Raw genomic sequence first — 14,321 nt, forward strand, 5'->3', positions numbered from 1 at the left:
CGCGCACTAATAAACTAAAATAATAAAATTTTTAAAAACAATTAAAATGGCAGATTTAAAAGATTTCGCAGAACAATTAGTTAACTTAACAGTAAAAGAAGTTAATGAATTAGCTGATATTTTAAAAGAAGAGTATGGTATTGAGCCAGCAGCAGCAGCAGTAGCAGTAGCAGGTCCAGCAGCAGGTGGTGGAGATGCTGCTGAAGAAAAAACTGAATTTGACGTAATCTTAAAGGCAGCAGGTGGTTCTAAATTAGCAGTTGTAAAGTTAGTTAAAGAATTAACTGGATTAGGATTAAAAGAAGCTAAAGCAATCGTTGATAGCGCTCCAGCACCAGTAAAAGAAGCAATCTCTAAAGATGAGGCAGAAGGTCTTAAAAAGTCTTTAGAAGAAGCAGGAGCTGAGGTAGAGCTTAAGTAAGGCTATACTCCCGATTTAAAACGGGGAAAACAATTAAGGTTTAGGTACTAAAAACATATGTTTTTAGGCCTAAACCATTTTGTGTATATATTCGTTCTTTATTTTTCACAATAAATTACATTGTGATTTTACGATTATAAAGTGCTGATTTTAATCAGTAAAAGCAATTAAAATTGCAGTGTTGAAACGGTTAAGTTTCAAAAATAATATTTTTAATTAAAAATAGCATATCTTTTGGCAACGATAAATACTACTGAAAGAATTAACTTCGCGTCTTCGCAGTTAGGAACTGATTATCCAGACTTTTTAGATATTCAGGTAAAATCATTCCAAGATTTTTTCCAACTGCAAACTAAAGCAGAAGAACGTGGAGAAGAAGGTTTGTACAAAACCTTTATGGATAACTTTCCGATTACCGATACACGTAATCAATTTGTACTAGAATTTTTAGACTACTTTGTAGATCCACCAAGATATAGCATTCAAGAATGTATAGAGCGTGGTTTAACTTATAGCGTACCTTTAAAAGCACGTTTAAAATTATATTGTACCGATCCTGAACACGAAGATTTTGAAACAATAGTTCAAGATGTTTATTTAGGTACAATTCCTTATATGACAAACTCTGGGACATTCATTATAAATGGAGCAGAAAGAGTTGTTGTATCACAATTACACCGTTCACCAGGTGTATTCTTTGGGCAATCTTTCCACGCAAACGGAACCAAATTATACTCTGCAAGAGTAATTCCATTTAAAGGTTCTTGGATTGAGTTTGCTACCGATATCAATCAAGTAATGTATGCTTATATTGATAGAAAGAAAAAATTACCAGTAACAACGTTATTCAGAGCCATAGGTTTTGAAAGAGATAAAGATATTTTAGAAATCTTTGATTTAGCAGAAGAAGTAAAAGTTTCTAAAGCTGGATTGAAGAAAGTATTAGGGCGTAAATTAGCGGCGAGAGTATTAAAAACTTGGCACGAAGATTTCGTTGATGAGGATACAGGAGAAGTTGTGTCGATTGAGCGTAACGAAATTATTTTCGACCGTGATACTATCATAGAAAAAGAACATATTGATGAAATAATCGAAGCTGGAGCTAAGACAGTCTTATTACATAAAGAAGATAATCAGCAAGCAGATTATGCCATCATCCACAATACATTACAAAAAGACCCTACAAACTCTGAAAAAGAAGCTGTAGAGCATGTATATAGACAATTACGTAATGCTGAACCGCCAGACGAGGAAACTGCAAGAGGAATTATTGAAAAATTATTCTTTTCAGAGCAACGTTATAGTTTAGGTGAAGTAGGACGTTTTAGAATGAATACTAAACTTCAGTTAAATGAAGATTTAGATCAAAAGGTATTAACAAAGAACGATATTATAACTATCATTAAGTATTTAATTGAGTTAATCAATTCAAAAGCTGAAGTAGATGATATCGATCACTTATCTAACCGTCGTGTTAGAACTGTAGGAGAGCAATTAGCAGGTCAATTTGGTGTAGGTTTAGCTCGTATGGCACGTACAATTCGTGAAAGAATGAATGTTCGTGATAACGAAGTGTTTACTCCAATCGACTTAATTAACGCTAAGACTTTATCTTCAGTAATTAACTCTTTCTTTGGAACGAACCAGTTATCTCAATTTATGGATCAAACCAATCCATTAGCAGAGATTACTCATAAGCGTCGTTTATCAGCTTTAGGACCTGGAGGTTTATCACGTGAAAGAGCAGGTTTCGAGGTTCGTGACGTTCACTATACACACTATGGTCGTTTATGTCCGATTGAAACACCTGAAGGACCAAACATTGGACTTATTTCTTCTTTAGCAGTATATGCTAAAGTAAACAATATGGGATTCATTGAAACTCCGTATAAGAAAGTAGATAATGGTACAGTTTCTTCTGAAGAACCTATTTATTTAAGTGCTGAAGAGGAAGAAGGAATGAAAATAGCACAATCTAATTTACCAGTAGCAAATGATGGTAAGATAGAAAGTGAAAGAGTTATTGCTCGTGAAGAAGGTGATTTCCCTGTAGAGAGCCCTGAAGTAATTAACTATATGGACGTTGCTCCAAACCAAATTGCTTCGATTTCAGCATCGTTAATTCCTTTCTTAGAACATGATGATGCGAACCGTGCATTGATGGGATCAAACATGATGCGTCAAGCAGTTCCATTGTTACGTCCAGAATCTCCAATCGTAGGTACAGGTTTAGAACGTAGAGTAGCAAAAGACTCTCGTATCTTAATCAATGCTGAAGGAGCAGGAGTTGTTCAGTATGTAGATGCCGACAAAATTACAATTAAGTATGATAGAACAGAAGAAGAGCGTATGGTAAGCTTCGATTCTGATGAGAAATCATATGACTTAATTAAGTTTAGAAAAACCAACCAAGGTACAAACATTAACTTAAAGCCAATTGTAAAAGTAGGTGATAGAGTTGAAGAAGGACAAGTACTTTGTGAAGGATATGCAACACAAAAAGGAGAATTAGCTTTAGGTAGAAACATGAAAGTAGCCTTTATGCCTTGGAAAGGGTATAACTTTGAGGATGCGATTGTGATTTCTGAAAAAGTAGTTCGTGAAGATATCTTTACTTCTATCCACATTGATGAATATTCATTAGATGTTCGTGATACGAAGTTGGGAGCAGAAGAATTAACAAACGATATTCCTAACGTTTCTGAAGAGGCTACAAAAGACTTAGATGAAAACGGAATGATTCGTATTGGAGCAGAAGTAAACCCAGGTGATATCTTAATTGGTAAAATTACACCAAAAGGAGAATCTGATCCAACTCCGGAAGAAAAATTATTACGTGCTATCTTTGGTGATAAAGCAGGAGATGTAAAAGATGCATCATTGAAAGCTTCTCCTTCATTAAGAGGTGTTGTAATAAATAAAAAGTTATTTAAACGCGCAGTAAAAGATAAAAATAAGCGTGCTCGTGATAAAGAAGCAATAGCAGCTTTAGAAGCATCTTACGTATCTAAATTCCAAGCGTTAAAAGATACTTTAGTAGAAAAATTATTCAACTTAATATCAGGTAAAACTTCTCAAGGAGTATACAATGACTTAGGAGAAGAGGTGTTACCAAAAGGTAAGAAGTTTACACAAAAAATGTTAAATTCTGTTGAAGATTTTACACATTTAAGTGGAACTTGGACTACCGATAAGGATTTAAACGATTTAGTTGTTGAATTAGTTCACAATTATAAAATTAAAGTAAACGACTTACAAGGAGTTTTACGTCGTGAGAAATTTACAATTTCTGTAGGAGACGAATTACCTGCAGGAATCTTAAAACTTGCTAAAATTTATGTTGCTAAGAAACGTAAATTAAAAGTAGGAGATAAGATGGCAGGACGTCACGGAAACAAAGGTATTGTTGCACGTATTGTACGTCAAGAAGATATGCCTTTCTTAGAAGACGGAACACCAGTAGATATCGTATTAAACCCATTAGGGGTACCATCGCGTATGAACATCGGTCAGATTTATGAAACTGTTCTTGGATGGGCAGGTCAAAAATTAGGTCAAAAATACGCAACTCCAATTTTCGATGGGGCTTCTTTAGATGAAATTAATAAATTAACAGACGAAGCAGGAATTCCAAGATTCGGTCATACATATTTATATGACGGAGGTACAGGTAAACGTTTCGATCAACCAGCAACGGTAGGGATAATTTATATGATTAAGTTAGGTCACATGATTGAAGATAAGATGCATGCACGTTCTATCGGACCTTACTCATTAATTACACAACAGCCATTGGGAGGTAAAGCTCAGTTTGGAGGTCAGCGTTTTGGAGAGATGGAAGTTTGGGCACTTGAAGCATATGGTGCATCAAGTATCTTACGTGAAATCTTAACTGTTAAGTCTGATGACGTATTAGGTAGAGCTAAAACTTATGAAAGTATAGTAAAAGGTGAGGCTATGCCAGAACCAGGTTTACCAGAATCGTTTAACGTATTAATGCACGAACTTAAAGGTTTAGGATTAGACGTTAAATTAGAAGAATAATCACAGTGAAATGTCTCAGAGCTTTTGCTCTGAGGCAAATCATTTTTTCAATATCAGTCTTATTATAAGACATTTATTTTTAATTCGAATCCATTATCATGGCAAGAAAAAACGAAAAATACACTGTTAAGAAGTTTAACAAAATTTCAATAGGTTTAGCGTCACCTGAGTCTATTTTAGAGGCTTCTAAAGGTGAGGTGTTAAAACCAGAAACTATTAACTACCGTACACATAAACCAGAAAGAGATGGGTTGTTTTGTGAGCGTATCTTTGGTCCTGTAAAAGATTACGAGTGTGCGTGTGGGAAATACAAAAGAATTCGATATAAAGGTATCGTTTGTGACCGTTGTGGGGTTGAAGTTACTGAGAAAAAAGTACGTAGGGATAGAGTAGGTCATATTAACTTAGTAGTACCTGTAGCACATATTTGGTATTTTAGATCATTACCTAACAAAATGGGGTATCTTTTAGGACTACCATCTAAAAAGTTAGATATGATTATTTACTACGAACGTTACGTAGTAATTCAACCAGGGGAGGCTAAAAACGCTGAAGGAGAGCCATTACAAAAAATGGATTTCTTAACAGAAGAAGAGTATTTAGATATTTTAGATACACTTCCGCAAGAAAACATGTACTTAGAAGACACTGATCCTAATAAGTTTATCGCTAAAATGGGAGCAGAGTGTTTAATTGATTTATTAGAAAGAATCGATTTAGATCAACTATCTTACGAGTTACGTCATAAAGCTAATACAGAAACATCCAAACAACGTAAAAACGAAGCATTAAAGCGTTTAAATGTTGTTGAAGCTTTTAGAGATTCTCAAAAGAACAGAGAAAACAATCCAGAGTGGATGATTATGAAAGTAGTTCCGGTTATTCCACCAGAATTACGTCCATTAGTTCCATTAGATGGTGGTCGTTTCGCTACTTCTGATTTAAATGATTTATACCGTCGTGTAATCATCCGTAATAATCGTTTAAAGCGATTAATGGAAATCAAAGCGCCAGAAGTAATTTTACGTAACGAAAAGCGTATGTTACAAGAGTCGGTAGATTCATTATTTGATAACACACGTAAATCATCTGCAGTAAAAACGGAGTCTAACAGACCATTAAAATCATTATCTGATAGTTTAAAAGGTAAGCAAGGACGTTTCCGTCAAAACTTATTAGGTAAGCGTGTTGATTACTCTGCACGTTCGGTAATTGTTGTTGGACCAGAGTTAAGATTATTTGAATGTGGATTGCCAAAAGATATGGCAGCAGAACTATACAAGCCTTTCGTTATTCGTAAGTTAATTGAAAGAGGTATTGTTAAAACTGTAAAATCTGCAAAGAAAATTATAGATCGCAAAGAACCAGTTGTTTGGGATATCTTAGAAAATGTAATTAAAGGACACCCAGTATTATTAAACCGTGCTCCTACCTTACACCGTTTAGGTATTCAAGCATTCCAACCAAAATTAATAGAAGGTAAAGCAATTCGTTTACATCCATTAGCATGTTCGGCATTTAACGCGGATTTTGATGGGGATCAAATGGCGGTTCACTTACCATTAGGGCCAGAAGCTATTTTAGAAGCTCAACTATTAATGTTAGGTTCTCATAATATCTTAAACCCAGCAAATGGAGCTCCTATTACTGTACCATCACAAGATATGGTATTGGGACTTTACTATATGACTAAAGAAAGAAAGTCAACTCCTGAAGTACCAATTAAAGGTGAAGGATTAACTTTCTACTCTCCAGAAGAGGTTATAATTGCCTTAAATGAAGGAAAAGTAGACCTAAATGCAGGTATTAAGGTTCGTACAGAAGATGTAGAAAACGGAGAACGTGTAGTTAAAATTATAGAAACTACTGTAGGTAGAGTTTTATTTAATGAAGTTGTACCAGAAGAAGCAGGGTTTGTTAATGAAGTTTTAACTAAGAAATCGCTAAGAGGTGTAATTAGTAGAATTTTAAAAGTTACTGATATACCTGCCGTTGGAAAATTCTTAGACGAAATTAAAAATATGGGATATAAATACGCTTTTGAAGGTGGTTTATCATTCTCATTAGGTGATATCATTATTCCAGAAGAGAAACACACCATGATTGCTGAAGCAAACAAGGAAGTAGATGGTATTGTCATGAATTATAACATGGGTATGTTAACGCAAAAAGAGCGTTACAACCAGGTAATTGATGTTTGGGGGTCTACCAACAACCGATTAACTGAATTATCGATGAAGCGTTTACGTGAAGATCAACAAGGATTTAACTCAGTATTTATGATGTTAGATTCAGGAGCGCGTGGATCGAAAGAGCAGATTCGTCAGTTAACAGGTATGCGTGGTCTGATGGCTAAACCTAAAAAATCGACTTCTAGTGGTGGAGAGATTATTGAAAACCCTATTTTATCGAACTTTAAAGAAGGTTTATCAATTTTAGAATACTTTATCTCAACGCACGGTGCTCGTAAGGGTCTTGCCGATACAGCATTAAAAACAGCCGATGCAGGTTATTTAACACGTCGTTTAGTAGATGTGTCTCAAGATGTTATTATTAACGAAGTAGACTGTGGTACTTTAAGAGGGTTAGAAATTTCTCCTTTAAAGAAAAACGATGAAATCGTTGAATCTTTAAGTGATAGAATTTCTGGGCGTACAACATTACATGATGTATATCCACCAAACTCAGATGAGTTATTAATAGCTGCAGGAGAATTAATTACTCCAGTATTAGCTGAAAAAATTGAAGCTGCAGGTGTAGATACAGTTGAAGTTCGTTCTGCATTAACATGTGAGTCAGAAAGAGGAATTTGTGAGAAATGTTATGGACAAAGTATGTCGACTGGTAAGAAAGTTCAAAGAGGTGAAGCAGTTGGTGTAATTGCAGCACAATCTATTGGAGAACCAGGTACACAGTTAACATTACGTACGTTCCACGTTGGAGGGGTAGCAGGAAATATCTCAGAAGATAATAAGTTAATAGCTAAGTTTGATGGAGACATAACTATTGATGATTTACGTACCGTAAAAGGTAAAGACGCAGCAGGAGAAGAAGTAGATATTGTTATTTCTCGTACTGCTGAAATCAAGATTATTGATAAGAAAAACGGTGTTGTATTAAGCACAAATATTATTCCTTACGGTTCTATCATTTTTGATAAAGATAGAAAGACAATTAAGAAAGGAGATGCAGTATGTCAGTGGGATCCATTTAACGGAGTTATTGTTTCTGAGTTCGGAGGAAAAGTTAAGTTCGACAATTTAGAGCAAGGAATTAACTATTCTGTAGAAATTGATGAACAAACAGGTTTCCAAGAAAAAGTAATTACTGATTCTAAGAACAAGAAAATTATTCCTTCATTAATTATTGAAGATGCTGATGGTAACGCTTTACGTTCGTACAGTTTACCAGTAGGAGCACACTTAATGGTAAGTGATGGAGATAAAGTAGAGTCAGGTAAAACATTAGTTAAAATTCCTCGTAAGTCTGGTAAAGCAGGAGATATTACAGGAGGTTTACCACGTGTAACTGAGTTATTCGAAGCGCGTAACCCTTCTAATCCAGCTGTAGTAGCACAAATTGATGGAGTTGTATCGTTTGGTAAGATTAAGCGTGGTAACCGTGAAATTATTATCGAGTCTAAAACTGGAGAGATTAAGAAATACTTAATTAAGTTATCTAATCAAATCTTAGTTCAAGAAAACGACTTTATCAAAGCAGGGATGCCATTATCTGATGGAGCTATCACCCCTATTGATATTTTAAATATCAAAGGACCTTCAGCAGTTCAAGAATACTTAGTAAACGAAATTCAAGAAGTATACCGTTTACAAGGGGTAAAAATTAACGACAAGCACTTCGAAGTAGTAGTACGTCAAATGATGCGTAAAGTTAGAATTATTGATTCAGGAGATACTTTATTCTTAGAAAATCAATTAGTTCATAAAACTGATTTCATCAAGGAGAATGACGCTATTTACGGAATGAAAGTTGTTGAAGACGCTGGAGACTCTGCAAACTTAAAACCAGGACAAATAGTTTCAGCTCGTCAATTAAGAGATGAAAACTCTTTATTACGTAGAGAAGATAAAAACTTAGTAGTAGCACGTGATGCCCAACCAGCAACAGCTGAACAAGTATTACAAGGTATTACAAGAGCATCGTTACAAACGAAGTCATTTATCTCAGCTGCATCATTCCAGGAAACAACTAAAGTATTAAATGAAGCCGCTGTAAATGGTAAGATTGATACCTTAGAAGGATTAAAAGAGAATGTAATTGTTGGTAAACGTATACCTGCAGGTACAGGAATGAGAAGTTATGACAATCTAATCGTTGGTCCTAAAGATGAGATTGAACAAAGTTTATAAAAACTTAAGTTTATAAATAATATCAAGGGTTTAGAGTTTTTACAGCTCTAAACCCTTGTTTTTTTCTAAAAAAATAAAATACTCCGATATGGACGATACTAAAAAAGAACCACAATTAAATATAGAATTAGATCAAGAAATAGCAGAAGGTACATATAGTAATTTAGCTATTATAAATCATTCTGTTTCAGAGTTTATTGTTGATTTTATCAATATCATGCCTGGTGTACCTAAGGCAAAAGTAAAATCGAGAATTATATTAACACCACAACACGCTAAGCGTTTATCAAAAGCTTTAGCAGATAATATTCGTAAGTTTGAACAAGCTCATGGAGAAATTAAAGACTATGAGCAGCCTCCAATTCCAATGAATTTTGGTGGGACTACAGGAGAAGCTTAAAATAAAAAAAATCGTCTATTTAGACGATTTTTTGTTTTTATATTTAGAAACCTTCAGACAGGTCTTTTAAGGCTTTAACATTTAAAATAAAAACTTCTTTACCTTTTAAATCTATCAATTTTTTCTTTTTGAATTCTGAAAGTAATCGAATAGCACTTTCAGTAGCAGTACCAATAATATTGGCAATATCTTCTCTAGATAAATTAACTTTTATAGAGCCATTTTCATTTTTATCAAATTTAGCTTCTAAAAATAAAAGAGTAGTAGCTAAGCGTTGCTTTACTGTTTTTTGAGCCATATCAACAATAACATCATCCGCTTTTTTTAGTGAGTTAGCCATTTTTCTTAAAAGATCTAGAGAAAAGTTAGGGTTGTTCTCTAAATCCCTAATAATTTCATCTTTCGGTATAAAACAAACCTCCATGTCATTTATGGCAATAGCTTTTAAATTTGAGGCTTCGTTGTTTATTAAGCTACGTTCTCCTAAAATATCCCCTTTTTGTATTAAATGAATAATTTGGTCTCTACCATTATCACTCATTTTAGAAACCTTACAAACACCATCTTTAATACAAAATACTCCGTTGATATGCTCTCCTTCATCAAATAAAACTTCTCCTTTTTTCACTGTTTTCGACGTTTTACACCCAGTGATTCTTATTAACTCGTCTTTTGTAAGAGTTTTTAAGGAGTTGAATTCACGGATGATACACTGCTCACACTTGCTCATATTTATGCCTTTTTTTCCACTCAAATATACAGAAAAGCTGACAATTATCATGTTTTAAAATAGAATCTTATCGGACATTTGTTGTAGGCAAAAGAGTAAATATGGAAAGCAAAATATGTTTTCATTGTGGTAACGAATGTGATACCGAAAAAATTACAGTACAAGATAAATTTTTCTGTTGTAATGGGTGTAAAACCGTCTATGAAATATTTTCAGAAAACGATTTAACGTGTTACTATGATTTTCAAAATAATCCAGGAGCTATTCCTGAAGAAATACAAGGAAAGTACGATTTCTTAGACAATCAACCAATTGTAGAAAAACTTCTTGAGTTTAACGATGGTAATATGCAGGTTATTAATCTGTATATACCGCATATTCACTGCAGTTCGTGTATTTGGGTTTTAGAAAACCTACACAAACTGCAAAGTAATGTGTCGTCGGCACAAGTTAACTTCCCGAAAAAAACTGTACGAATTACGTACAATTCAGAAAAGACTTCACTAAAAGAAATAGTACTATTATTAAGTTCTATTGGTTATGAACCGTATATCAGTTTAGAGGATTATGAAGTAGGAAAAAAGAAAGTTGACCGTAGCTTAATTTATAAGTTAGGTATAGCAGGTTTTGCTTTCGGAAACGTGATGTTTTTATCATTTCCTGAATATTTTGAAGTGTCAGAATACTGGTTAGAGCAATACAAAGATGTATTTCGTTGGTTGATGTTTATTTTTTCGCTTCCAGTAGTGTTTTATGCAGGAATTGATTATTTCGTTTCGGCTTATAAAGGCTTACGTTCAAAAATTTTAAATATTGACGTTCCGATTGCTCTAGGAATATTTGTGCTGTTTGTTCGTAGTACGGCTGAAATTCTTTTCGATTTAGGAACAGGATTCTTCGATAGTTTAACAGGATTAGTATTCTTTTTATTACTTGGGAAATTTTTTCAGCAGAAAACCTATAATTTCTTATCGTTTGAACGTGATTATAAATCGTATTTCCCAATTGCGGTAACTAAAATAACTTCCGACAAAAAAGAAGAGAATACTCAAATTTACGAGGTTAAAAAAGGAGATAGATTATTAATAAGAAATCAGGAGTTGATTCCTGTTGATGGAATTTTAATCAGCAACCATGCGCAAATAGATTACAGTTTTGTTACAGGTGAGGAGGTTCCGGTAAGTAAAAAATCAGGAGATAAATTATTTGCAGGCGGAAAACAATTGTCAGGAAGTATAGAAATGGAAGTGTTGGCGTCGGTTTCGCAAAGTTACTTAACACAGTTGTGGAGTAACGATGTGTTTCAGAAAGACAAAAGCTCATCTTTTAAAACACTTACAGATAAAATCAGTAAAAACTTTACTATTGTGGTTTTATCCATTGCGTTTTTATCAACTGCATTTTGGTTGTATTACGATTCTAGCGTGGCGTTAAACGTATTTACTTCGGTGTTAATTATCGCATGTCCGTGTGCAATTGCATTGGCAGCTCCGTTTACTTTAGGAAACATTTTACGAATTTTTGGTAGAAAGAAATTCTATCTTAAAAACGCGACAGTTGTAGAGCAGCTAGCCGCTGTAGATTCTGTTATTTTTGATAAAACAGGAACACTTACCACGAATAAAGAAAATACGATAACCTACGAAGGAAAAAGTTTGGACAGAACTCAAAAATCAATATTAAAAGGTTCGCTGCGAGCTTCGAACCACCCATTAAGTAGAATGTTGTACACTTCGTTACAAGATGAAGAGGTGTTAACCGTAGATAGCTATCAAGAGCACGTAGGTAAAGGAATTGAAGCGAATTATCAACAAACAAAAATAAAAATAGGTTCATCTTCTTTTGTTAAAAATGCAAAAGAGCAAGCGAATTTAGATACTTCAGTACACATTAGTGTTAATGATGAATATAAAGGGAAATATGTTTTCAAAAATGCCTATAGAAAAGGTGTTCAGCAATTATTTACTCACCTAAATAAGAAATATGATTTATCGATAGTATCTGGAGATAATGAAGGAGAAAAGAAGTTTTTAGAAGAATTATTACCGAAAGAAACCACCTTTTTATTCAACCAAAAACCACAAGATAAATTGCACTATGTTGAGGAGTTGCAAGAAAAAGATAAAAGTGTGTTGATGATTGGAGACGGGCTGAATGATGCAGGAGCTTTAGCTCAAAGTAATGTGGGAGTTGCAATATCTGAGAATATTAACGTGTTTTCTCCCGCTTGTGATGCGATTTTAGATGCAACAAAGTTTAATCAGATAGGAGATTACATAAAAGCATCGAAAAAAGCAGTAAAAATTATTAAATATTGTTTTTTACTATCTTTATTGTACAATGTTGTAGGGCTGTATTTTGCAGTAACAGGGCAATTAATGCCTGTAATTGCAGCAATTTTAATGCCTTTAAGTTCTATAAGTGTGGTAGTATTTACAACGATTGCTACCAATATGTTAGGAAGAAAACTAAAATAAATTTAAAATATGAAAACAGCAGCATTTTTAGAAAACTTAGAGTACAATGAAGAAAAGGTAGCTGTTTCTTTATTGTTAGAAACCGATTTTTCTAAAGAAATAAGAATAGTTTTTAAGAAAAATCAGGTAATGAAAGATCATAAAGCTCCATACCCAATAGTTGTTCAAGTACTTGAAGGAAGTATAGATTTTGGTGTAAAGAATGAGGTAAAGAGGTTGAATTCTGGAGGCATGATCTCTCTAGAAGCAAAAGCTATACATAACTTAACAGCTTTAGAAGATAGCGTTGTACGTTTAACCTTACCCAAATCAGATTCAGTAAACAGAGTAAAAGCAGTTTAGTTATGAGACTGAATAGGTATATAGATCATACGTTGTTGAAAGCTACAGCGACAAAAGCAGATATCGTTAAGCTTTGTAATGAAGCTAAAGAATATAATTTTTATGCAGTTTGTGTAAATGGTTGTTATGTAGAATCAGCAGCAAAAGAGTTACAAGAAACAGAGGTGAAAGTAGCTGCGGTTATTGGTTTTCCGTTAGGAGCAATGACTACCGAAGCGAAAGTTTTTGAAGCTAAAGATTGTATAAAAAATGGAGCATCAGAAATTGATATGGTTATCAATATCGGAAAGCTATTAGAAGGAGATGAAAAATATGTTGAAAAAGAAATCCGATTGATTAAAGAAGCGATAGGAGAAAATACTTTAAAAGTGATTTTTGAAAATTGTTATTTGTCAAAAAAACAGATAAAAACAGCAAGTAAGTTAGCTGTAAGTGCAGGTGCTGATTTTGTGAAAACATCAACAGGCTTTGGAACAGGAGGAGCAACTTTTGAAGACGTTGCAATAATGGATAGCGTTGTTGATGGAAAAGCTCAAATAAAGGCAGCAGGAGGAATTAGAGATATAGAAACTGCACTGAAGTATATAGCAATGGGAGTAACACGTTTAGGAACTTCTTCTGGAATTTCATTAATAACAGAAGGAACCGCTGATAAAGATCAATATTAATAGGAGTTTGAAAACGAAAAGTGAAAAGTTACAAGTGCGTATAGCCTACAGCATATAGCTTACAGCTTTCAGCCAAAAGTAATCTAACAATCAAATAATCCAAATATCTAAGCATCCAAGTATCCAAACATCTAAAAATCTAAAATAATGAGCGTACATATTGAAGCAAAAAAAGGAGAAATAGCAGAAACTGTTTTATTACCAGGTGATCCCATGCGCGCAAAATGGATTGCGGAAACATTTTTAGAAAATCCAGTTTGTTATAATGATGTTCGTGGTATGTTAGGATATACAGGAACATATCAAGGAAAACAAATTTCTGTACAAGGAACAGGAATGGGAATTCCTTCAGCGTTAATCTATGCTCATGAATTGATTACTGAGTACGGAGTTAAAAATTTAATTCGAGTAGGTTCAGCAGGTTCTTATCAAAAGGAAGTAAGAATTAGAGATATTGTTATTGCTATGGCAGCTTCTACCAATTCAGGGTTAAATACGATTCGTTTTAATGGAGCCGATTATGCACCAACAGCAAGTTTTGAACTATTCCAAAAAGCTATTGAAGCAGCAAAGAAAAAGGGAATTCCATTAAAAGCAGGAAATATTTTAAGTTCAGATGAGTTTTATGCCGATGAGTTTGAAAGCTATAAAAAATGGGCAGATTATGGAGTGCTTTGTGTTGAGATGGAAACAAACGGATTATATACAGTTGCAGCAAAACATAAAGTAAATGCGCTATCAATTTTAACGATATCAGATAGTTTAGTTACTGGAGAAAGAACAACTGCTGAAGAAAGAGAACAAACTTTTAAAGAAATGATTGAAATCGCTTTAGAATTGGCTTAACTGTCATTTTGATGAGGTTTTAA

9 protein-coding genes are annotated in these 14,321 nt (G+C 33.9%); 8 read left to right on the forward strand and 1 reads right to left on the reverse strand.

Going from position 1 to position 14,321, the window contains the following annotated elements; genetic code table 11:
• Window positions 1-46: 46 nt before the first annotated feature.
• The 4 genes from rplL (at window position 47) to Q0663_RS04070 (ending at window position 9,235) form a co-directional block, all read left to right on the forward strand.
• Complete coding sequence (gene rplL / locus Q0663_RS04055) at window positions 47-421, forward strand: 50S ribosomal protein L7/L12 (protein ID WP_299006740.1); 375 nt, start codon at window positions 47-49, stop codon at window positions 419-421.
• Between the two features lie 234 nt (window positions 422-655).
• Entirely contained in the window at window positions 656-4,465 is a 3,810-nt protein-coding gene (gene rpoB / locus Q0663_RS04060) for a DNA-directed RNA polymerase subunit beta (protein ID WP_299006744.1), read from the forward strand.
• A 98-nt stretch (window positions 4,466-4,563) separates the two neighbouring features.
• The gene (gene rpoC, locus Q0663_RS04065; RefSeq protein WP_299006747.1) at window positions 4,564-8,835 is read left to right on the forward strand and encodes a DNA-directed RNA polymerase subunit beta'; all 4,272 of its coding nucleotides are present in this window, start codon (window positions 4,564-4,566) and stop codon (window positions 8,833-8,835) included.
• Window positions 8,836-8,923: 88 nt separating this feature from the next.
• Window positions 8,924-9,235, forward strand: coding sequence for a DUF3467 domain-containing protein (locus tag Q0663_RS04070; RefSeq protein ID WP_274633621.1), 312 nt, complete (start codon window positions 8,924-8,926; stop codon window positions 9,233-9,235).
• 43 nt (window positions 9,236-9,278) lie between these two features.
• On the opposite strand, the gene Q0663_RS04075 is transcribed toward Q0663_RS04070, so the two are convergent.
• The gene (locus Q0663_RS04075; RefSeq protein WP_299006750.1) at window positions 9,279-9,965 is read right to left on the reverse strand and encodes a Crp/Fnr family transcriptional regulator; all 687 of its coding nucleotides are present in this window, start codon (window positions 9,963-9,965) and stop codon (window positions 9,279-9,281) included.
• Window positions 9,966-10,066: 101 nt separating this feature from the next.
• Between Q0663_RS04075 and Q0663_RS04080 the strand changes: the two genes are divergently transcribed.
• The 4 genes from Q0663_RS04080 (at window position 10,067) to deoD (ending at window position 14,298) form a co-directional block, all read left to right on the forward strand.
• Window positions 10,067-12,442 (forward strand): heavy metal translocating P-type ATPase metal-binding domain-containing protein, encoded by a 2,376-nt coding sequence (locus tag Q0663_RS04080; protein ID WP_299006752.1) that lies wholly within the window; start codon window positions 10,067-10,069, stop codon window positions 12,440-12,442.
• Window positions 12,443-12,451: 9 nt separating this feature from the next.
• The gene (locus tag Q0663_RS04085) at window positions 12,452-12,784 is read left to right on the forward strand and encodes a cupin domain-containing protein (protein WP_299006754.1); all 333 of its coding nucleotides are present in this window, start codon (window positions 12,452-12,454) and stop codon (window positions 12,782-12,784) included.
• Window positions 12,785-12,786: 2 nt separating this feature from the next.
• The gene (deoC, locus tag Q0663_RS04090; RefSeq protein WP_299006757.1) at window positions 12,787-13,452 is read left to right on the forward strand and encodes a deoxyribose-phosphate aldolase; all 666 of its coding nucleotides are present in this window, start codon (window positions 12,787-12,789) and stop codon (window positions 13,450-13,452) included.
• Window positions 13,453-13,599: 147 nt separating this feature from the next.
• The gene (gene deoD / locus Q0663_RS04095) at window positions 13,600-14,298 is read left to right on the forward strand and encodes a purine-nucleoside phosphorylase (RefSeq protein ID WP_299006760.1); all 699 of its coding nucleotides are present in this window, start codon (window positions 13,600-13,602) and stop codon (window positions 14,296-14,298) included.
• Window positions 14,299-14,321: the final 23 nt, after the last annotated feature.

This window comes from uncultured Tenacibaculum sp. (genome assembly GCF_947504135.1).
Classification (GTDB): Bacteria; Bacteroidota; Bacteroidia; order Flavobacteriales; family Flavobacteriaceae; genus Polaribacter.

Coding starts and splice junctions, on each gene's coding strand:
- rplL (WP_299006740.1), top strand. CDS start 47: ATGGCAGATTTAAAAGATTTCGCAGAACAATTAGTTAACTTAACAGTA.
- rpoC (WP_299006747.1), top strand. CDS start 4,564: ATGGCAAGAAAAAACGAAAAATACACTGTTAAGAAGTTTAACAAAATT.
- Q0663_RS04070 (WP_274633621.1), top strand. CDS start 8,924: ATGGACGATACTAAAAAAGAACCACAATTAAATATAGAATTAGATCAA.
- Q0663_RS04075 (WP_299006750.1), bottom strand. CDS start 9,965: ATGAGCAAGTGTGAGCAGTGTATCATCCGTGAATTCAACTCCTTAAAA.
- Q0663_RS04080 (WP_299006752.1), top strand. CDS start 10,067: ATGGAAAGCAAAATATGTTTTCATTGTGGTAACGAATGTGATACCGAA.
- Q0663_RS04085 (WP_299006754.1), top strand. CDS start 12,452: ATGAAAACAGCAGCATTTTTAGAAAACTTAGAGTACAATGAAGAAAAG.
- deoC (WP_299006757.1), top strand. CDS start 12,787: ATGAGACTGAATAGGTATATAGATCATACGTTGTTGAAAGCTACAGCG.
- deoD (WP_299006760.1), top strand. CDS start 13,600: ATGAGCGTACATATTGAAGCAAAAAAAGGAGAAATAGCAGAAACTGTT.